This window comes from Rhizobium sp. BIGb0125 (assembly GCF_024810055.1).
Taxonomy (GTDB): Bacteria; Pseudomonadota; Alphaproteobacteria; order Rhizobiales; family Rhizobiaceae; genus Agrobacterium.
This window is the reverse complement of the sequence record NZ_JANUDV010000007.1, coordinates 1-21,999: the sequence shown is the minus strand read 5'-3', so window position 1 is coordinate 21,999 and position 21,999 is coordinate 1. Positions and strand designations below refer to the sequence as shown.

The 21,999-nt window shown below is 56.0% G+C and carries 15 protein-coding genes; 6 read left to right on the top strand and 9 right to left on the bottom strand.

Features of this window, described 5'->3' with window-relative positions; genetic code table 11:
- Positions 1–10: 10 nt before the first annotated feature.
- The 3 genes from M2418_RS19355 to M2418_RS19345 form a co-directional block, all read right to left on the bottom strand.
- Positions 11–1,477: a mannitol dehydrogenase family protein gene (locus tag M2418_RS19355; protein ID WP_259148665.1), complete on the bottom strand. Its 1,467-nt coding sequence runs from the start codon at positions 1,475–1,477 to the stop codon at positions 11–13.
- A gap of 76 nt (positions 1,478–1,553) precedes the next feature.
- A complete protein-coding gene (locus M2418_RS19350) occupies positions 1,554–2,282 on the bottom strand; it encodes an SDR family NAD(P)-dependent oxidoreductase (protein WP_259148664.1) in 729 nt (242 codons plus the stop codon).
- A 25-nt stretch (positions 2,283–2,307) separates the two neighbouring features.
- A complete protein-coding gene (locus M2418_RS19345) occupies positions 2,308–3,069 on the bottom strand; it encodes a GntR family transcriptional regulator (RefSeq protein ID WP_259148663.1) in 762 nt (253 codons plus the stop codon).
- Positions 3,070–3,244: 175 nt separating this feature from the next.
- Between M2418_RS19345 and M2418_RS19340 the strand changes: the two genes are divergently transcribed.
- The 5 genes from M2418_RS19340 (at position 3,245) to M2418_RS19320 (ending at position 9,631) form a co-directional block, all read left to right on the top strand.
- On the top strand, positions 3,245–4,273 hold the full coding sequence (locus M2418_RS19340) for a sugar ABC transporter substrate-binding protein (RefSeq protein WP_259148662.1): 1,029 nt from the start codon (positions 3,245–3,247) through the stop codon (positions 4,271–4,273).
- A gap of 132 nt (positions 4,274–4,405) precedes the next feature.
- A complete protein-coding gene (locus M2418_RS19335) occupies positions 4,406–5,446 on the top strand; it encodes an ABC transporter permease (protein WP_259148661.1) in 1,041 nt (346 codons plus the stop codon).
- 10 nt (positions 5,447–5,456) lie between these two features.
- On the top strand, positions 5,457–6,425 hold the full coding sequence (locus M2418_RS19330) for an ABC transporter permease (protein ID WP_259148660.1): 969 nt from the start codon (positions 5,457–5,459) through the stop codon (positions 6,423–6,425).
- A gap of 2 nt (positions 6,426–6,427) precedes the next feature.
- Positions 6,428–7,966, top strand: coding sequence for a sugar ABC transporter ATP-binding protein (locus M2418_RS19325; protein WP_310503221.1), 1,539 nt, complete (start codon positions 6,428–6,430; stop codon positions 7,964–7,966).
- Between the two features lie 348 nt (positions 7,967–8,314).
- Positions 8,315–9,631 carry a solute carrier family 23 protein gene (locus M2418_RS19320; RefSeq protein WP_259148658.1) on the top strand — a complete coding sequence of 439 codons (1,317 nt, stop codon included), beginning with the start codon at positions 8,315–8,317 and terminating at the stop codon, positions 9,629–9,631.
- 229 nt (positions 9,632–9,860) lie between these two features.
- Here the strand turns inward: M2418_RS19320 and M2418_RS19315 are convergent, their stop codons facing one another.
- Complete coding sequence (locus M2418_RS19315) at positions 9,861–11,483, bottom strand: ABC-F family ATP-binding cassette domain-containing protein (protein ID WP_259148657.1); 1,623 nt, start codon at positions 11,481–11,483, stop codon at positions 9,861–9,863.
- Between the two features lie 253 nt (positions 11,484–11,736).
- Between M2418_RS19315 and M2418_RS19310 the strand changes: the two genes are divergently transcribed.
- Positions 11,737–12,783, top strand: a complete 1,047-nt coding sequence (locus M2418_RS19310; RefSeq protein WP_259148656.1) for a S9 family peptidase — start codon at positions 11,737–11,739, stop codon at positions 12,781–12,783.
- Between the two features lie 25 nt (positions 12,784–12,808).
- On the opposite strand, the gene M2418_RS19305 is transcribed toward M2418_RS19310, so the two are convergent.
- The 5 genes from M2418_RS19305 to M2418_RS19285 all read right to left on the bottom strand — a co-directional run.
- Positions 12,809–15,982 carry a Mur ligase family protein gene (locus M2418_RS19305; protein WP_259148655.1) on the bottom strand — a complete coding sequence of 1,058 codons (3,174 nt, stop codon included), beginning with the start codon at positions 15,980–15,982 and terminating at the stop codon, positions 12,809–12,811.
- The gene (locus M2418_RS19300) at positions 15,972–17,174 is read right to left on the bottom strand and encodes an HlyD family efflux transporter periplasmic adaptor subunit (RefSeq protein WP_259148654.1); all 1,203 of its coding nucleotides are present in this window, start codon (positions 17,172–17,174) and stop codon (positions 15,972–15,974) included. The genes M2418_RS19305 and M2418_RS19300 overlap by 11 nt, the downstream gene beginning before the upstream one ends.
- Positions 17,175–19,427, bottom strand: a complete 2,253-nt coding sequence (locus M2418_RS19295) for a type I secretion system permease/ATPase (protein ID WP_250984365.1) — start codon at positions 19,425–19,427, stop codon at positions 17,175–17,177. It abuts the gene before it with no gap.
- Between the two features lie 58 nt (positions 19,428–19,485).
- On the bottom strand, positions 19,486–21,336 hold the full coding sequence (locus M2418_RS19290) for an Ig-like domain-containing protein (protein WP_259148653.1): 1,851 nt from the start codon (positions 21,334–21,336) through the stop codon (positions 19,486–19,488).
- On the bottom strand, positions 21,318–21,999 hold a 682-nt coding region (locus M2418_RS19285), incomplete at its 5' end, for a hypothetical protein (protein ID WP_259148652.1). The genes M2418_RS19290 and M2418_RS19285, both read right to left, overlap by 19 nt.

The following is a 21,999-nucleotide window of genomic DNA, read 5'->3' as shown; positions in this document are numbered from 1 at the left end:
AATTCCTCCCTTAGGCAATATCTTCAATGGCGCGAAGCGCACCGTGTGTCTTAATGGCGTGGCACGCAGCAGCCAGCGCCTCGGTCAAGCCGGATCTGGTTCTCCACTCAGCTGAGAAAACATGATCGAACTTCAGGAAATGTTCGACGACCTGTTCGGTCGGCAGCGCCTGTTGATCGACAACCGGCAACTGGTTGAATGCCGGATCGTTGATGATGATCGGCTCACCATTTTCGTTTTTGGTCGTGCAGGAGCAGATCCACAAGGCAGCGGCGATCAGCACCGCACCATGCGGTCTGCCCTGATCAATTAGTTCAGCAAGTGGCGACAATATGCGTTGCGGCACCTTCTGCGAGGCATCGGACGCAATCTGCACCGCCTTGTGCCGCAGCGAAGGATTGGCAAAACGCTGACGCAGACCACCGACATAGGTCGCACCATTGAGATGCGATGGCAGTGTCGGGTCTATTTCGCTCCAGTACCGATCGATGAACCGGCGCACACGCGGATCTGCGTAGACATCGGCAACCGTTTCGAGTCCAGTGATTTGGCCAATGGCGGCAATCGCTGTATGAGCCCCGTTGAGCATCCGGAGCTTCATGTGCTCGTAGGGTTGGACATCGTCGACAAATTCGACGCCTGAGGCTTCTAGCTCGGGGCGACCATGCGGAAAATGATCCTCGATGACCCATCGGAAATAGGGCTCTGCAACAACTGGCCAGGCGTCGTCCACGCCGAGCGCCTGGTTTACTGCAGCACGATCCTGATCCGTGGTCGCTGGCACGATGCGGTCTACCATCACGCAAGGGCAGGATACATTCTGCGCTATGTAATCTGCGAGATCTGAATCGGTCAGACCCGCGAACTCCACCAACAGCGCTTTCAGCACCTTGCCATTAGATGGCAGGTTGTCACAGGAGACGAGTGTCAGTGGTACGGCACCTTCGGCACGGCGACGTCTGAAGGCGGCGATCAGCACTCCATAGATCGAGCGCGGTGCCTTGGTAGCGTCTAGATCGTTCTGCACATCCTGATGGCTGCGCAGCAAGGTCCGCTCGGACAGATTGGCGAGATAGCCTTTCTCCGTCACGGTCAGGGTTACGATACGCACACGAGGATCGCTAAGCCGGTCGATCAGTTTTGACGGATCTTCTGGTGACACCAGAATTTCGAGGATTGAGCCGATAACCCGGTAAGTCACGGTCTGCCCGTTGCGTTCGCAATAGGTATAGAGATTGTCCTGCGGTGCGAGCGCATCACGCGTGTCGGCACTGCGCATCGAAGCGGCGACAATGCCCCAATCCGTCTCACCACGTCCAAGGCAATCATCAACAAAGACCGCCTGATGTGCGCGGTGGAAAGCGCCAACACCGAGATGAACAATACCCGGTGTTACCTTCGACCGGTCATAGCCAGGAACCGAGATATCGGCTGGCAGGGTGGCAAGCGCTGTTTGTGAGAGACGGTTTCCCGGCACTGTAATTCCAATCTACAATAACAAGATTATGTCCTGACGGCGAGTGCAGGCCCGCTTTAGCAGCGGACACGCCTGCTCAGCCGAACTGCAAACCGCCGTTCATATCGATCACCACCCCGGTCATGAAACCGGACAGAGGTGATGCGAGGAACCGCACGGCATGGGCAACCTCTTCAGGTTCACACAGGCGACCAACCGGGATCTGTGCAAGCTGGCGATTGCGATCTTCTTCCGACAATTGTTCCATGATCATGGGCGAAACGACGTAAGCTGGCGCAATGGCATTGGAGGTAATGCCAGCAGAGGCCAACTCGCGGGCCGTGGAATAGGTCAGACCGACAAGTGCCGCCTTGGACACCGCATAACCCGTTCCCGCAGTAAGACCACCGGATTTCCAGGCATATGACGAGATGTTGATGACGCGTCCCCAACCATTTTCTTTCATCGCGGGAATGGTTGCCTGCGTCAGCAGAAGGGCAGCATCCAGATTGATGGCCATCAACCGATGCCATTCCTCCAGCGTGGTACCCGCAAGTTTGTTTGGCGAAAGTATGCCGGCATTGTTGACGAGAACATCCACGCGACCATGGCGCTCAAGCACACCCTTCATCGCATGCTGAATGGCGGCAGGGTCCGAGAGGTCAACGACAACAGGCTCACAAATCGGGCCCAATTGTTCGATTGCAGCGGCATCACGATCGACCGCGAGCACATGGGCTCCCGCCGCAGCCAGCGCTTTTACGATAGCGCGGCCAATACCACCTCCCGCACCGGTCACCAGTGCGATCCTGCCCTTCAATTCCATTGAAACTCCCCTCCACTTGCCGTTATCAAACGGCCAGATTTTTTCTTTGCTGCTCAGACATCCGTCCGAAAATGACGAAAATCATATCAAGATGCGTGACAAGCGCCTGCTCGGCGGCAGCACCATCGCCACGATCAAGTGCGTCCACAATTGCCAGATGTTCAGCGATAACATCCGGCAGACGCTCGGCCGTCTGCCACAGGCGATGGAAACGCGTCAGCGTAACCTTGGCACTCAGCACGGCCTGCCAAACCCCCTCGCGACCGGTAAAGGTGCCCAGAAGGTGGTGAAACTCCTCATCGGCGCGGAAAAATCCATCACCGTCACCTGCGGCGATAAATTGCTCTTGTTCACGGATCAACTGACGCATCGCGCGGCTCATTTCCGACGTCCATAACGGCAGAACTTCGCGCAGCAGCGCAATTTCCAGCGAGCGCCGGACAAAATGGCTGTCCTGAAGACCAGCTAGCCGGATCGGCGCCACGAAGCTGCCGACCTGCGGATAAACATCCACCAGCCCTTCCTCGGACAATCTCTGGATAGCGGCGCGCACAGGTGTGCGAGAGATGGCAAACTGCCGACAAATCGAGTTTTCGCTGATTGGACTGCCAGGCGCAAGGCGGACTTCGATGATGGCGCGACGCAACGCAGCATGAACCTGATCCGAGGCGGAACGTTGACGATCCAGAACCAGCTCAAGCCCTTCCAGACCGGCAGATTCCAGGGTTACGCTCTGCACGGAGCCTTGATCAACCATCTGCGGCAACTCGGTCAAAGTGCGCTTCATCTCACCTCATCCTGAAAAACGATGGCCGCAAAGATTCCATTTGCAGCTTGTATACAAGTATTATAGTGTCCAAGCCGTTCTTGCAAGTGGCTAGTTGGGAGCAGCCCGCATTTTGGGCGCTTAATCAGACACCTGACAGAGTTGAGGAGGTTTCAACACAATGAGGAGGAAACTCATGTTGAATGGATTGCGTAGCTTTGCGGCTGTGACTGCATTGGGAATGAGTGTCGGCCTGACGGGTATCGCACAGGCAAGCGACACGACTGTTGCACTGGTGCCGGGAGGCCCACACCCTTATTTCGCGGCCTGGGAACAGGGCGGCGCTGATGCTGTAAAAGAATTCGGCCTGCAGTCGGCTGACTACAAGGTGCCGCAGAAATGGGAACTCGCCCAGCAGAACCAGTTGCTCGAAAGCCTCCTTTCACAAGGATATAATGGCTTCGTGATCTTCCCGGGCGACCCGGTTGGATCCGTTTCGACAGCAGAAGAGCTGACATCCAACGATGCAACAGTGATCGCGGCTGGCGGCTGCTTTAAAGATCCATCATCTGCAGCCTTCTGCCTGGGTACCGACACCGGTAACTCGGCCTATATCGGCACCAAGGAACTGGCCCGCATCCTGGGGCCAGGCAAAAAGCGCATCCTGCACCTCACCGGCTTCCTGGTTGACCCAAATACGCAGCTGCGTATCGACGCAGTGAAGAAGGCTGCGGAAGAAACCGGCAATGAAGTCGTGCAGGTTATTGCCGACATTGACGCGCCGGAACCGGCTGAAGAAAAGATCAATGCTTACCTCGCAGCGCATGCCAGCGAAGTAGACGGCGTTATCGCAACTGCCTGGGTACCATCAGTCGTTGCCGCCAATGCGCTGCGCAAAATCGGCGACAAGCGCATCAAGATGGTTGGTATCGACCATGACCAGGTTGTGCTTCAGGCCATCAAAGACGGCTTCGTCGACGGCACCATGCTGCAGAACCCGTATGGTCAGGCTTATGTCGGCTCCTACGCCGTCAACAAGCTACGCTCGGGTTGCACGGTCAAAGCAGACGCGCCATTCAAGACCAACGCACTGACCAGCAAATTCATCGATTCCGGCACCGCCTTCATCGATGCCAGCCAGGTTGATAGCTATGTCAATTCGATGCGTGACGAAACCAAGAAGCTGCTCGAAAGCTTCGACGCCACCTATCTGAGCTGCAACTAAGACTTTTGAGTTCGAAGGGGGAAGAGGCTTCTCGAAGCCTCTTCCTTGCGTCGACGGAGCGTCGTCTGATCTGCCCCGTCCGGCATAGGCGTTTGCGCCTTGTCCCCACGACCGGAATTCGAAGGAACACCCATGTCATCACAACAAATTCCAGCACCCTCAGAAGTCGGCACAAGCCGTCCAGCCTTCGGCACGGGAACGTCCCGCACCAGTATTTTTGTCTCCAACGAATTCGGGTTGATCTTGCTGATCGCCATCTTCGTCCTTGTTTTCAGCCTGACGACGAAGGGTTTCCTTAGCCCGTTCAATCTTTTCACGCTTGGTCGTAACACTGCTGTCAACATCATGATCGGTCTGTCCATGATGACGGTGATCGTCACCGGCGGATTGAGCCTCGCGGTTGGCGCCATCGGCGTTTGTGCCGCCATGTTTACCGGTTACGCCATCGAGATCCTGCAACTTCCATGGCCATTGGCCATCGTGAGCGGTATTGGTCTGGGTGCCGCGCTTGGTTTCGTCAATGGTTTCACCGTTGTTCGCACCGGCTTGCACAGCTTCATCATTACCCTGGCCACCATGAGCATATTCTTCGGTGTCATGGTGTTCCTGACCAGAGCAGAAGCCTATCGCAATTTCCCGCCTGAATTTGCCGCCTTCGGCAAAATGAAATTTTTCACCTACTTCTCGCCACTGCTGCTGATAACCATCGCCGTCGCCATTGCGCTGACCTGGCTTTATCACCGCAGTGTTCTCGGCCGTGAAATGTTGGCCGCAGGTGCGCGCCCGGAAGCTGCAGAGCTGTCCGGCGTTCGTGTTGGTCGCATCACCGTGCTGTGCCACATGCTGTCGGGGTCCCTCGCCGCAATCGCCGCATTGATGCTCATTGCCCGCAATGGTGCCGCCATTCCATCGATGGCTGGTCAGCTGGGGCAGGACTGGTTGCTGCCAGCTTTCCTCGGCCCTGTGCTGGGTGGCGCGCTGCTGAACGGCGGCAAGGCACCTGTTTTAGGGACTTGCCTGGGTGCCGCCCTCGTCACGTTGTTGACCGGTGGCCTTCTACTGCTTCAGATCGGTGATTTCTGGGTACAGACCTTCCTTGGTCTTCTCCTTCTCGTCGCAGTGTTCATGGACAAGGCGCGTCGCAGCTACCTTGCCTATCATAACCTTGCCTGAGGTACGATCGATGACAAATTTCAAACTTTCCCGCCTCGCCAAAGCAGACTGGTTCGGACCGCTGCTTGCAACGGTGATTGCGATTATCGTGATCCGTAGCTTCAGCCCGAACTTCCTGTCATCCTTCAACATTCAGACACTGCTGCTGGCCATTTCCATCAATGCCTTGATCGGGTTTTCGCAGATGATCATCATCGCCATCGGACAGATGAACCTGTCAGTTGGTGCAATTGGCGGTCTTGCGGCAATCTCCTTTGCCGGACTGATGGAAATATGGGGGCTTCCAGCCCCGATTGCAGCCGTTCTCGCGCTTGGGATCGGCGTCCTCTGCGGCATGCTCAACGGTGTATTGATCAGCATCACCGGCATATCCGCCTTCGTGATCACGCTTGCGACACTGTCCATTTACAAGGGCATCAACCTCGGTATTACCCGTGCCCAGCCGTTTTACGGCATTCCTGACAGCGTCAAGGAACTTGGTTCCATGACATTGTTTGGCGCAATACCCATGCTGGCACTGCCAACTATCATCGTCGCCATCGGCCTTTGGTATCTGCTCAATCGTCTCCCAATCGGTCGTTTCATTCTGGCTGTCGGCGGTAACGAACACGCAGCTTCCCTGTCCGGCATTTCGGTCCGCACCGTCGTGGTCGTTGCACACTCGATCTCGGGTCTGCTTGCCGCCTGTGCTGGCATGCTGCTGGTCGCACGTCTGCAGATCGGACAGCCGTCGATTGGTGATGACTGGCTTATCCTGTCTTTTGCCGCACCGGTCATTGGCGGTGCAGTTCTGGCGGGCGGTCATGTCAGCGTTGCAGCCACCTTCCTCGGTGTTGTCGTGGTTGCGCTGATCACTCAGGCATTGGTGCTGTTTTCAATCGACCCGTTCCTTGTTCAGGTCGTGTTGGGAGCACTCATTCTTGCGGCCGTTGGCGTCAACAAGCTGCGCGGCACGGCCCCCGTGTCGAGAAAGGCATGACAATGACCGTCACTCCCGTATTCGAAGCTATCAATATCGAAAAACGTTTTCCGGGTGTGAAGGCGTTGGACGGCGTGTCCCTTTCCCTTATGCCGGGCTCGATACATGCCCTGCTTGGGGAAAATGGTGCTGGCAAATCGACACTGATCAAGGTGATCACCGGCGTTCATCGCCCAACATCTGGCCAGCTTCTCGTCAACGGACAGGACGCCCAGTTCTCCAGCACGCGCGATGCCGTGGCAAAAGGAATTGGCGTTGTTCACCAGGAACGCAATCTCATTCCGCGGTTTTCGATTGCCGAAAACATTCACCTCGAACAAACAACCCGTCACGCGCTCAAGCCAATTGATTATGCCGAACTAAACCGTTCGGCACGCAAATGGCTGGATGCACTGGAATTCGACATCGATCCGGCAACACCAGTCATGGACCTGTCCGTTGCACAGATGCAGCTCGTCGAAATTGCCAAAGCCCTGTCCTTACAAAGCCGCGTTCTCCTGCTGGATGAGCCGACAGCATCACTAACATCAAATGAAACGAAAACGCTGTTTACGGTTTTGCGCAGATTGCGGGACAATGGCGTCAGTCTGGTTTTCGTCAGTCACAAGCTGGAAGAAGTTCTGGAGATTTGCGACCGCGTTACCGTGCTGCGTGATGGCGTCAATGCCTGCCAGAGCCAATCACTCGAAGGTCTTGGTCGTCAGGATCTCGTGCGTTTCATGATTGGCCGCAACGAAAGCGCTGGCGGCTGGCAAAAGCGCGACACGTCAACCAACCCGGTGGCCCTTGAGCTGAAAGACGTGTCGACAGCCATCGGTCATAGCAATGTCGACCTGACAGTCCGCAAGGGTGAAATTCTCGGCCTTTACGGCCTGATCGGAGCCGGACGCAGCGAACTCGCCAAATCGATCATGGGACGAATTCCGGTCACCAGCGGCGAAGTGCTGATCGATGGGCAGGTTGCCCGCATCTCTTCGGTCGGCGATGCTATTCACCGATATGGTTTGGGCTACGTCAGCGAAGACCGCAAGACGGAAGGCCTGCTGTTGCCGCATTCGGTCCTCGCCAATGCTGGCATTGTCGTCTGGAAACGTTTGTCCGGCCTGTTCGGAAGCCTGTCCGACGCCAAGATCCACAAGGCCGTTGTCCCATTCCTCGAAAGGCTGGAAGTCAAAACACCAAGCCTAGCACAAACGGTTGGCAACCTGTCCGGTGGCAACCAGCAGAAGATCAGTGTCGCCAAATGGCTTGCCGCCGGCATCAAGGTCCTGATCATTGATGAGCCCTCCGTCGGCATCGACATCAAGACCAAAGCCTATCTGCACGATTTGTTGCGTGAACTTGCCAATAATGGCACCGCCGTCATTGTCATCACCAGTGACATGCCGGAAATGGTCGCGCTGGCAGACCGGATTGTAGTGATGGATAATTACAAGGTGCAAGGCGCAATCGAAAACGACGGCGTTTATGAACGCATGAGTGAAGCGATCATGAACCTCATCCACAAGGTCAAACCAGAACAGGTCAGCGCCACAGCCTGACTGTTTGCCCCCAAGTATCGTCGTTTAAAACGACCGATATCAATAATTACCTGGCCTACAACGGCCGGGTAGACTGCCCGAACGGCAAGCTTGGTTGCCTTGCTGACGCGTGCAAAAGACGCGGCGCCCAGCTTCCTGCCTATTATACTTCGGCGTTGTGGGTAATTTATCCAAGCCGATGACAGTCGCGCCCAATATCATTATCAAGAACATCCGGTGCGGGTGCGTCGAATCGACGCCAGCACCGTCACATATCGAGACAATGGTAATTTTACTTCACGCCTGCGACCTGCTGCGGATGATCTGCGTGCGGTTGCACGGCGCGCATCAAACAGAGCGGGGCGAGCAATGAGCGAGACTGGCGGGTATTTTCCACGTTGGCGACTGAAGACGGAAGGGCGCATTCTGCCCGATGAGAGGCTGCCGACCGGGCAAACAGTTGTGCTTGGTTTTCAGCATGTTGTGGCCATGTTTGGTTCCACTGTCCTGGCACCTATTCTCATGGGGTTCGATCCAAACGTATCGATCCTGTTTTCCGGCATTTCGACGCTGATTTTCTTCATTGCCGTGGGTGGCCGGGTGCCGAGCTATCTCGGTTCGTCCTTCGCATTCATCGGCCCGGTGCTGGTTGCAACTGGCGCAGCCGCCGGGGCGGTTAACCCGGACATTTCGCTGGCCCTTGGCGGCATCATTGCCGCAGGCGCACTTTATACCCTGATCGGCCTGCTGGTAATGTTTGTTGGCCATCGCTGGATCGAGCGGCTGATGCCACCAGTTCTGACGGGTGCAATTGTGGCTGCCATCGGACTGGTTCTCGCGCCGATTGCCGTATCAAACGCCTCTGGTTCCGGACTCGCAAGCCCCGATGGTGACCAGCTTTCCCGCTGGATTGCCATTACAACCTTTGTTGCCGTCGGCGTCGTCGCGGTTTATGCGCCGGGCATGGCGCGCCGCCTGCCAATCCTGATCGGTGGTGCGGTGGCCTATATCGCCTATATGGTGGTCACCAACGGGCTCGGCTTTGGCGCACCGGTTGATTTTTCCGGCGTTGCGGCGGCCGCATGGTTCGGCTGGCCTCATTTCACCGCACCAACCTTCTCGGCTTCGGCAATCACACTGATTGCCCCGGTCGTGATCATTCTGGTTGCGGAAAACCTCGGACATATCAAGGCAATCGGCGCAATGACCGATCGCGATCTTGACCCCTACCTTGGTCGCGCCTTTATCGGTGACGGTATTGCAACGATGTTTTCCGGCGCCTTTGGCGGCACCGGCATGACTACCTATGCTGAGAACATGGGCGTCATGGCGGTAACCCGGATCTTCTCGACGCTTGTTTTCCTGGTTGCTGCGGCAGTCGCCATCATTCTTGGCTTTTCCCCGAAATTCGGCGCGCTGATCCAGACGATTCCCGGTCCTGTGATCGGTGGTCTCTCGATTGTTGTTTTCGGTCTGATTGCCGCGACTGCGGGCCGTATCTGGGTGGAAAACAAGGTCGATTTTTCCGAACCACGCAACCTGATCACTGTTGGTGTCGCACTGGTTCTCGGCGCAGGCAATTTCAAGCTACAGGTCGCAGGCTTCACGCTTGATGGCATCGGGACTGCAACGATCGGTGCAATTGCACTCTACCACCTGCTTGGAATGACAAGCCGCCGCGCCTGATCACTCCATCTGCAATACCCCTCCCGCTTCGCCGCATGGCAGGCGGGAGGGAAACATGCCTGATGACAACGAGAAACGACGTCATCAAAGTTTGAGCATGCACACCTAAATTGCAGTCAAAGAGCTGGCTTCAAAAGCGAGTACCTTGCTGCTCCTTGGTAGAGGCAATGGCGAGCATTGCAGGAGAAAAGCGGTTGTGACAGCGACGTTCCAAGATCATCCTGAATAATCAACTGCTCAGGCCCGGTGCCTCATGGCCGGTACGTTCGACATATTCCGTATAGCCGCCGCCGTATTGACGAATACCATCAGCGGTGAGCTCCAGCACCCGGTTCGACAGGGCAGCAAGAAAACGGCGATCGTGCGAAACAAACAGCATGGTACCTTCGTAGGCAGCCAGTGCCTTGATCAGCATTTCCTTGGTATCAAGATCAAGGTGGTTGGTCGGTTCGTCGAGAACCAGGAAGTTTGGAGGATCAAACAGCATGGCCGCCATGACAAGGCGAGCTTTTTCACCGCCTGAAAGAATGCGGCAGCGCTTTTCCACATCATCACCAGAGAAACCAAAACAGCCGCAAAGTGCCCGCAGTGGAGCCTGTCCGGCCTTTGGAAATTTCTGTTCCAGCCATTGCAGAATGGTCAGTTCACCCTCCAGCAAATCCATAGAGTGCTGCGCGAAATAACCAAGTTTGACGCTAGCCCCCAAATTCACCGCGCCCTGATCCGGCTCGGTCGATCCGGTCACCAGCTTCAACAGCGTGGATTTCCCGGCACCATTGACGCCCATGATGCACCACCGCTCCTTGCGGCGGATCATGAAGTCCAACCCTTCGTAGATAGTACGGCTGCCATAGGCCTTGTGAACACCCTTGAGGTTCACAACATCATCGCCCGAGCGGGGCGCGGGAAGGAAGTCAAACGCCACCGATTGGCGACGACGTGGTGGTTCCACGCGGTCGATCTTGTCCAGCTTCTTCACGCGGCTTTGTACCTGCGAAGCATGTGACGCACGCGCCTTGAAGCGTTCGATAAACTTGATTTCCTTGGCGAGCATCGCCTGCTGGCGCTCAAACTGGGCCTGCTGCTGTTTTTCGTTCTGCTCGCGCTGGCCTTCATAAAACGTGTAGTCGCCAGAATAGGTATTCAGCGAACCCGCATCGATTTCGATGATCTTGTTGACGATACGGTTCATGAACTCGCGGTCGTGCGAGGTCATCAAAAGCGCACCCTCATAGGTCTTCAAGAAGGATTCCAGCCAGATCAGGCTTTCGATATCAAGATGGTTCGAAGGTTCGTCCAGCAGCATGACATCAGGGCGCATCAGCAGAATACGGGCCAGTGCCACGCGCATCTTCCAGCCACCGGACAATTTGCCGACGTCGCCATCCATCATTTCCTGCGAAAAGCTGAGGCCCGCCAAAACTTCACGGGCGCGGCCTTCCAGGGCATATCCATCCAGCTCTTCGTAACGTGCCTGAACTTCACCGTAGCGCTCGATAATCGCATCCATCTCATCCATGCGGTCAGGATCGGACATCGCCGCTTCAAGTTCGCGCAGTTCGGCTGCAATGACGCTGACAGGGCCAGCACCCTCCATAACCTCAGCGACCACGGACCGGCCTGCCATTTCACCGACATCCTGATCGAAGTAACCGACTGTCATGCCTTTTTCGACAGCAACCTGACCTTCATCCGGCTGTTCCTCACCGGTGATCATACGAAACAGCGTCGTTTTGCCTGCTCCGTTCGGGCCAACAAGACCAATCTTCTCGCCGCGATTGAGCGCAGCAGACGCTTCGATATAGAGGATACGATGGCTGGCGGACTTGCTGATATTTTCGATGCGGATCATGAAACGGAATGGCCTTCTGAATTGTGCGCACCCCTATGGCATGGACGGGACAGAAACACCACACCCGCAGCTGTGAAAGGATTTTGACAGCTCCTGTCTACCCGTGACCGCGATGCGACCGGCGCCGTTACCACCACGTTAAGCTTCATGCACAAACAGGCTTGCAAGAGACGGGCGGTATCTGGTGTGATGGCGAAGAAACTCACTCGATTGTCATCAGCATAGCGAATGAAGTCATGAGCGGAGTACGTCATTGAACACCCAACAACCAAGACTCGCCTGGTGGATCATTCGCTGGGCTCTGCTGGCTCTGGCTATCCCCGGGGCATCGCATTCTGCGCTGGCGGATGCACCGCGTCTGGGACCGTTTGAATTACCCAAACCGCGCCAGCTGACCGTTTTTAACGACCAGCAAAGCTTTGACCCGACCGAGGCGCTCAACGGCTCCTTCACAACGGAGAAAGCTTGCAGCGATATTCCCTACGGTCTTTGGGTTGAGGTCGATGGCCAAGGGGATTGCATTCGTTATTATCCGCATGCGCTGGCGGATGGCGAGAACCAGAAGGTGCTGGTTTATTTCGGCGGTGACGTGATGTTGCGCAGTGCCAAAGGGGTTCGGTTCATAACCGAATCCTATATGCGGCAATCACCGGCGACCATTGCGACTGACATGGCGGAATGGGCACAAAAAGCCGGGCATCCGGTGATCTTCATGGCGAGGCCTGGCATATACGGCTCCTCTGGTGATCACAACAATCGTCGTCAACCGCGTGAAATTGCCCTGATGGGACATGCGCTGGACCTGATCAAACAACGGCACCGGGTATCATCCTTCATTTTAAGCGGTCATTCCGCCGGGGGGCAGATCGTGGCGGGCCTTCTCAACAAACGGGATGATGTTTCGTCTGTTGTTATCACATCCGGTCTGGTGTCCGTGAAACAGGTTTCTGATTTCTGGGAACGACGCCGCAAACTGCCCGGGAAGCTTCTCTATGATGCATCCGGCTTTTACGATCTCATTGAGGAAATCGACAAAATCACGACAGAACCACGGCCGGATATTTATATCATATCGGACCCGGAAGACCGGGTCGTGCCGTTTTTTAGCCAGCTTTATTACGTCAGACGTTTGCGCGCAGCTGGTTTCGAGCCGCACCATATCTACGCTCAGGCCACGGATCGTCAGCGCCATCTACTCGCCCAGCACGGCCGTCTTGCAGCCGCGCTGCTGGCTCAGGGGCAATCGCAGGTCGATATTCGCCGCGCCGTAAACGAGATGGATCTGGAACAGTTCAAGTAGCGGTCAATTTCCACGACCTGCGAAGTCAGGCAGCGGCGCTGCCGTCAGCGCTTTTCTTCAGCCAGGCAACCAGCTCATGCATGCCCGCACTATGTGAGCCCTTGACCAGCACGACGTCTCCGTCTTGCAATTTTTCCCGCAAAATGTCCTTGAGAACCTGCCGCGAGTGCACATAGGCGCCTTTCAGTTCCGGGGACAGTTCGTCCCAGAACTCACTGTAGAGATCACCGGCAACATAGACCTGATTGATCGAGCTCTCTCGCAGCGATACCGCAAGTTCGGTATGATAGCTTGCAGCACCGGGACCCAGCTCTGCCATTTCGCCCAACACGGCAACCCGGCGGCGGCCATCACCGTGATCGTTCAAACGATCCAGCGCCGCGCGCATCGAGCCGGGATTGGCATTATAAGCATCGTCAATCACCGTCAGACGGCGACCGTTGAGTGACAGGCAAATCTCTTCGCCACGACCAGGCAGTGCCGCAAAGCTTTCAAGCTGCGCGATGGCCGGTTGCAGCGGATGGCCGAGCGACGCCACTGCGGCCAGCACGGCGAGACTGTTTAAGGCCATATGCTGGCCAACCGCACCGACACGGTAGCTGATCTCACGCCCCTCAATACGGGCATGGGTCAGACCATCGGCGGCGTTATAGCGGATCAGTTGAAATGCGCAGTCGTCAGTGGTCCCGTAGGTCATGATATCGAGCCCGCGTTTGCGCGCAGCATCATGCACCGTATCCCATTCCAGCATATCCCGGTTGAGCACGGCGACGTCGCCGGGATACATGCCAAGAAAAATCCCGCTTTTTGTTCTGGCAATATCGGCGACCGTGCTATTCCGACCCAAATGAGCCGGCAGAACGTTGGTGAAAATGGCGACCCGCGGCCGCGCCATGCGGGCGCTTACCGCCATTTTGCCAACCGCCAGTTCCAGAACCACATGTGGCGTGTTCCAGGCCATGGAGGCCAGATTCCAGCCAACACCGGCAGGCAGATTGGCATTGTGATGACTTTTGCCAACATCGCCCCAGGCCGAGAGTGCATGTGCAAGCATGGCAACGACAGTTGTCTTGCCAGCACTGCCGGTTACACCAACGACATTACCTGTCATCTGACGGCGCGCATAATCGCCCATATCAAGGATGGCACGCGAACCATCTTCTACATGCAGGACCGGACCCGGATAAAGCTGCGCCAGTGTAGCATCCGTTGTAATAAGGCCCGCCGGGGAAGGTAGGCCGTGAAGATTGGCAACGGCAACGCCCGTTTCCCCATCTGCGCTGCGCACCAGAACAAGTGCACCCGGCTGCATCGCTGGCGCGAAGATACAAAGTCCATTGGCCGTCCAGCCCTCAGGCGGTTGACGAAGCCACCGGCCACCGGTTGCGGCCTCGACATGAGCAGCGGTCCACTGCCCATCGGGAAGCGGGACCTTGGGTGTTTCCAGAACGGGTAAAGAGCGACGTTTGGCTGCTGCAGATTGGCGAACCAGTTCACGAAAAGCTGCCCGTTCCCGCAGGTAGCTGCGATAGGCGACAAAGCCGGAGAGGTAATGCTCCACATCATCAATCCGCACCCGGAAAGCGTGATGGCGGATGAAGAATGAGCCGGAAATGCGGTTGGGATTGCCGTAATACATCGCCATTTCTGGCCAGAAATGCCCATTGAGCAGGTGCTGCGCCCGTTTTTCGAGCGCCCGCTCGAAATGCACCAAATCGATATCGCCAAGCAACCGCTGCAACTGTGGCTCCGCCGCGATCCGTGACAAGGTCTGTCGCGCCGCCATCATCAGTTCCAGCAGTGTCGGAAAGGTAGTGATGCGGTTTTCAACAAAGCCGAGATAACCGGCAATGTTGCGGATGGCGAAACGAAAATACCGCTCCTCCGGCTTATAACGGGTCAATTCATTGACGCAGTAACCAAGCCAATGATCGTGATGTTTCCAGTGCTCCTTGGCTATGAAGTGTTCAAAAGCCTTCTCCACCGTCGCCAGCCACACTGTGTCTCCGGTCAAAGCATAAAGACGCATTAATCCGAAAGCCGCCTCACCGTCGTAATAGATGGTGCGATACCGCTGCTTGACGCTCAGATCCGGAAAATTCAGCACGTGGACAAATGCACCGGTCTTGGCGTTCTGCATGTGGCGGATGCCAAGCGCCAGCCCCTCCGCCAATTCCAGCCAGTCATGATTGCCCATGACTGTCATGTATTTCACAAATGCCAGTATCGCGACGGCGTTGCCGCCCAGCTTGATCTCGCCGTCGGCCTCAACGAGAAAGGCAGCGTCAGCCCCATCGGGAAGGACAGCAGGTTTTATCAACATTTGAGCCAGATATGTCAGGGCACGGTCGATCGCATCCTTGAGCTTTGGGTCACGCGTCACTTCCCAAGCCTCTATCATCGCATAGGTCGTGCTGGCGTGGCGCAGCGCATTGTAAGCGTCAATCCGCCGATCAAAGCAGGCGTGATATCCATAAACAAAGGAACCATCTGGCTTGACCTGTCCGGCTAGATAGGTCGATGAATCGCGGATCAGCGACAGTGCTATGCCGCCGTCAATCTTTTCAATTTTACGTCGTCCTGCCTCAAGGCCGGTTCCATCCAGCTGGTGCAGCCTGCCAGCCTCATCGCAGAAGACACCCTTCGTCTGGAAAAGATAGACAGACTGGTCATCCGCAAAACGCAGTTCGGGGAGTACGTGATACCGTGTACGGGCATAGAGACTGAAATTTTTCTCATTGAGTACAGCATGGTCAATGGTGTTGCCACCATAAAGCATCGCGTTCGCGTTCAATTCCTGTTCCGTGAACGTAAATCGCAAATCCGTATCAAGTGCGATGCCAAAGCGAAAATAGTTACGCTTGACCTGATCAAGCAACGCTTTCAATCGTGACCAGGTTGTTGCCTCCGCAACATCAACCCAGTCCACACGAAGCCAGCGCCCCTTGATGCCGTTCGCCTTCATGACGTTTAAAAGCTGCTCAATGCCTTTTTGCCATGCCGATTCCAGCGATGGCCCGGAGGCATTGATCACGCGCGCCTTTTTGTCACCATCCGAAACGGAAAAAAACAGAGTTACAGCCGGGAACGGTCTTTTCAGCGGGTGAATTCGGCCGCGCAAATACGACCTGACGCTGGAAAGCCGCTCTGTCATATCCTGCGGCGTTATCGGCAATACCGCCTCTATATCAACGTTCACGCAGCGCCTCCCGAGCCTTGTTGAAAGGTTTGATAAGATATTCCAGCACGGTCTTTGCCCCGGTATGAATGTCGACAGTTGCGACCATACCCGGCACGATCGGAAGTTCCCGGCCGTCGGCATTCACAAGCGCATCTTTTTCGGTCTTGATGAAGACGCGGTAATAATAAATCGTGCGATCAACCTCGTCTTGGATCGTGTCGGGCGAAATGGTGGTTACCTGCCCGTCGAGACTGCCGTAAATCGCGTAATCATACGCGCTGACCTTAACGCTCGCGCGCTGACCGGGGTGGATGTAGGCAATGTCACGTGGCGAAATACGGGCTTCGACAAGAAGCTCGTCCCCCAGCGGAATGATATCCATCAGCTTGCCGTTAGGCGGTATCACACCACCAATCGTCGAAACTTCGATATTCTTGACGATACCCCGTACTGGAGAACGACGGGTCAGGCGGGAAAGACTGTCGGTCCGACCGGTCACGACAGGTGAGAGCGAATTCACCTCGCCATTCATCTTGGCCAGTTCCTCCCGTGCGCGCACAAGATATTCTGATCTGACTTCGACCTTCTTGAGCTCCAGTTCAACGATCTGCCTGCGCAGACGGATAACTTCCACGTTGCTTGCCGCCCCCACGACCCGCAGCTCCTCGTTAAGCTTCAGCTCACTGCGCACCAGTTCAAGCGATTCTTCCACCCAATGCAGGGACTGTTCAAGCGACTGGCTACGCGCATTGTAAAGTTCGGTCTCGGCGGCAATCAGTGAAGGATAAGCGTCCAATGCCGGTGAAAATGCAAGTGCCGTGCCGTTGACTTCGGCATCAAGCCGCGCGGAAGCTGCCAGTGCGGCACGATATTTTGCCGCGGTTTCTTCAACATCCGATTCACTTCTGGTGGGGTCGAGCTGGGCAAGAATCTGCCCAGGTTCAACCACCTGGTCCTCCCGCACAAGCAGCTTTGCGAGAATGCCGCCCTCCAGCGACTGGATGACCTGCTCGCGGCTGGTAGGAACTACGCGGCCGTCACCGCTGGAAACCTCGTCCAGTGTTGCGAAATAGGCCCAGACCAACATGGCGATCAGCAGGAGAACAAAAATCTGTACCACCCGGGTCGAACGGCTCAGTTTTCGTCCGTCATCGTCACCGAAAGCCCATCCACCCTGACCGGGAAAATCACGATCGTCGATTGTCGCCATTCATGCCTCCTTGACGGTCTTGAGTGGAAAACCTGCGACTGCGTTGCTACCAACGCTACCGGTAGTCTTGGCGCGATTGTCCTTCGGGGGAACCACCTTGGTTACGCCGCGCAAAGTGTTGAGAACCTCTTCCTTGCTGTCATCGAGTGCAACCTGACCGCCCTCAACCACCACAATGCGCTGGACCAGATCAAGGACACGCATGCGGTGGGTGGCAACGACCACTGTCCGTCCTGCACTCCAGGTCTGGAAGCGTGCAATGAACTGACGTTCCGTCGCCTCATCCATTGCAGCCGTTGGTTCATCAAGGAGCACGACGGCGGGATCGCGAATGAGCAGGCGCGCCAGCAGCAAAGCCTGCTTTTGACCACCGGAAAGACCCCGGCCACCTTCAAGGATAGGATGATCAAGCCCGCGCGGCAGCTTCCGTACGAAGTCATCGGCGCCTGTCATTGCCAACACCTCAAGCAAAGCAGTTTCAGGCGCATGCAGGGCACCCAAAGTCACATTTTCACGGATAGTACCGTGAAATAACCTGGTATCCTGCGTCAGAAGGCCGACATGGCGGCGGACATCGGATGGATCGATTTGCGACAGTGCCAGATCGTCCAGCAAGATTTCTCCGGCAGCTGGTTCGATCATGGCGGACATCGCCATCAGAAGTGTGGATTTTCCTGCACCGTTTTTGCCCAGCACCGCGACTTTCTCGCCAGCGGCAATGGCAAGGTCACCAATGACAAGCGCCGGCTTTCCGGCTCCAGCACCATAATGGAAAACAGCACCCTTGATCCGGTAAGCCCCGCGCAGATTTGGCGCGCTGACGCGTGTTTCGGTCGCCGGATGGTCAGAGGGCATTTGCAGGATGGCGTCGATGCTTTTGAGGCCGACCCGTGCCTGCTGAAATCTGCCAAGGATTTGAGTTAGTTGCGCCATTGGCGCCATCATGCGTGAGCCGAGAATGGAGCAGGCAACCAAAGAGCCGGTCGTCATGTCACCCTCCATTACGATCGGTGCACCGACAAAAACCACGGCGGCAAATGTTCCTGTCTGGATAGAATGGCTCCACGCGGCGAGACCGTTGGTGATGGAACGCAAACGAAGCTGACCTTCAGCCGAAACTGCATTGTAATGGTTCCAGCGCTGCTGGAAATGATCTTCGGCCTGCAGGGTTTTGATATCTTCGATGCCCTGCACCGCCTCGACCAGCATGGCATTGCGCAACGAGGATTCACGCATGGCTTCATTGGCTGCCGCCCGCAGTTTGCCCTGGACAAGAAGGCCCGGCAGCAACAGGAGAACCAGGGCTGTTATCGGAATGAATACCAGTGGTCCGCCGATCATCCAGAAAATGAACAGGAACAGCAAAAAGAACGGCAGGTCAGCGACCGCGGCCACCGTCGTCGAGGTCAGAAGTTCACGCACCTGTTCCAGATCACGCAACTGGGCGATGAATGTGCCTGTCGATGTCGGACGAGCCTGGTTCTTCACACGAAGAGCATGACCGAAAACAAGATCCGATATGCGCATGTCAGTCCGTTTGCCGACAATATCGATAATGCGGGTGCGCAGCCGCCGCATTATGAAATCAAAGAGGGCGGCAAGAAGCACGCCGATAAACAGCACATAAAGCGTGTTGAATGACTTTGATGGCACCACCCGGTCATAAACCTGCATGGAAAACATCACGCCTCCCAATGCCAAGACATTGGCAACCAGAGACGCCAGCATGACATGGCTGTAGGCGCCTAAGTCCTTGAAGGCAATGGTGCGGAACCAGTGTTCGCGATGCGGGGCAATGTAACTATCGACCCGTTCATCCACTGTGCCGCGTTGCGGGCGTGCCACAACGGCAAAATCACTATGCGACAGAACGATGTCGAGAGGCAGGGTCGTGGCGCAACCACCATCGCCGCTAAAGACAACGGAAACCTCCTGGCTGGCAGAAAGTGCCGTGACAACACCGACTGCACCATCCGCAAATTGCAGGATCGTCGGCAGTCGCCAGCTTGTCAGCAGGTTGGAGGTCGGTGCTGCCCGTTTGATGCGCAGCCCCATTTTGCCTGCCATCCGGGTCAGGCATTCTTCTGTCCCGTTATTATGCAGCGTCTCGATAAGCTGTTTGGCCGCACCGGGAGAAAAAGGCACGCCATAATGGCGTGCCACATATTGGAAAGCTTCATTCCAGCCCGCGATATCGAGGCCGGGTGCGTTGGTGTCCGGGGGGGATTCCGTTTGTCCATCGGAAAGAGACATCAATGCTCCTCTTGCGCGGCAGGTGGACTGTTGGTGCCAACCTGCCGCTTCAGTTCTTTCAGACTACGTGCGAGTTATGAGAGTTCCAGTCGTCTTCGGTGGCGAGATGCCCGAGGGGATCAAAGGGCAAATCTACCGGATCCGGAGTATCGATCATGTCCACACGCTCTTCGACGGTGGTCAGGTCAGCATCCGAATCATCCGGAGCAGACAGCGCATCCAGTCCCTCGAGAGGAATAGTCAGGTCATCGCCAGTATCATCGATGAGCTGTGACAGATCGTCATGACTGTCCGTGGGTGCATGTGAGGAAGAACCGTCGTCATGGGTTGCATCGATTTGGTCGAGCCCGCCAATATCGTCTGCAACAAACATCATCATTGTCTGGACTGGAACACCAGCGCCAGATGGCTCGACGGTGACAACCAGAGATGATTGTTCCACAGGCCCTGTAGGATGCACCAACTGATATTCAAACGTATCCGTCTGAACATCGGTGAAGTGCGTCAGGGTCGGGTCCGGCACATAACTATAACTCCCGTCAGAGTTTACGGTAAGCGTGCCGTAATCTCCCACTATGTTCATAGCGCCGGTCACTTTGACATAACTCGTTCCGTCAAAGATCTGGAATGACGTGAAGGCCGAGCCCAAATCGTCATTGGTCAGCAGGTTACCCGTATCGCCAGTCGCACTCCCGATTTCGAACTGATCGGTATAGGTGACATCGACATTTGTCGTAAGGGAGGTCTGAACACCGACACCAACCCCTGACAACGTTGCATGAACTCGATAGTTTCCAGCAGTAAAATCGACTGTCGAAAGATCGATTGTGGCAATAGGTCCAAGCAATCCAACAAGGATGCTGAAGGGTGCGCTCTGCACATTCTGCCAGTTTCCTGGGCTTACCTCCCTTTGGAGAGCAATTTCGCCGTTGGATAGTGCCGCAGCGATTACCGATAGAACAATGGTGCCGGAAACATCCATGCTGTCGGTGACGACAAATGCTTGACTGTTATATGTTGTTGTTGGCTGGAGAAGGCTGATTAGCACGTCTTCACTATCATCGAAGAATGCATCGTTTGTGACATTTTCCCAGACAACAGATGCACTTGCATCGTCGCCAGTGGCGGAGAATTCAAACGTTGCTGCCTGGCTCGGATCGGCTCCATCCCAGGCGAGGGTTACACTGTCGCTGCCAATCTGGACATTCAGTGTCGCAGTGCCTGTTTTTCCATCAGCATCGACCAGCGTGTACTCGAACGTGTCGACTTTACCTATCCCCGCACCGCTAGCAGTTGGGGTATAGGTGAACGTGCCGTTCGGCAGAATGGTCAATTGACCAAAGTCACCCTGGATCGTCGTTCCGCCCGGATCAATCGTTGTACCATCAACACTTTGCACCGTCGTGCCAACCGGCACATTGTCGTTGATAAGGACATTGCCAGTTGCCGGAACAGCTTCATATCCGGCAATTTCGGTGAAGTCATAATCAGTTGCATTCAGCGTCAAAGTACCGCCGACACCAACGCCGAGCAAAGTGCCATCATTATACCCCATAAAGGCGCGGTATTCGCCGGGTTCAAGCCCAGTAACGGTTCCGCTGGTCCCTCCCAGAAGAGACAGGGACAAGGGTGTCGATTCACCTTGGCCATCAATGCCAGTCCACTGCTCAGTTACCGCATCCCATTTTTGCAGAACGAGATTGTAGTTTCCGAGCACGCCGACATTGAGGATTCCGCTGAAGTCAAATTGCAAATCCTGCGTGTGACCAGTATCGACCTCAAATTCGATTGCATCAGCTATGACCTGCAGGTCGATATTAAGCAGGTTGACGATAGCAACATAACTTGCGTCGCCCAGCGATACATCCTCCGTGACGGTCGGCAGGATAGTCACACCAGCTGACGCCACGTCGTCGGTCGGCTCGAGATCAGCATCAGCATCAGCATCAGCATCGGCATCAGCATCGGCATCAGCGTCAGCATCGGCATCAGCATCGGCATCAGCGTCAGCATCGGCATCAGCGTCAGCATCAGCATCAGCATCGGCATCAGCGTCAGCATCAGCATCGGCATCAGCGTCAGCATCAGCATCAGCGTCAGCATCAGCGTCAGCATCAGCATCGGCATCAGCGTCAGCATCAGCATCGGCATCAGCGTCAGCATCAGCATCAGCATCGGCATCAGCGTCAGCATCAGCATCAGCGTCGGCATCGGCATCAGCGTCGGCATCGGCATCAGCGTCAGCGTCGGCATCAGCGTCAGCATCGGCATCAGCGTCAGCATCGGCATCGGCATCAGCGTCAGCATCGGCATCAGCGTCAGCATCGGCATCAGCGTCAGCATCGGCATCAGCGTCAGCATCGGCATCAGCGTCAGCATCAGCATCAGCGTCGGCATCGGCATCAGCGTCGGCATCGGCATCGGCATCAGCGTCAGCATCGGCATCGGCATCAGCATCGGCATCGGCATCAGCGTCAGCATCGGCATCAGCGTCAGCATCGGCATCGGCATCAGCGTCAGCATCGGCATCGGCATCAGCGTCAGCATCGGCATCGGCATCAGCGTCAGCATC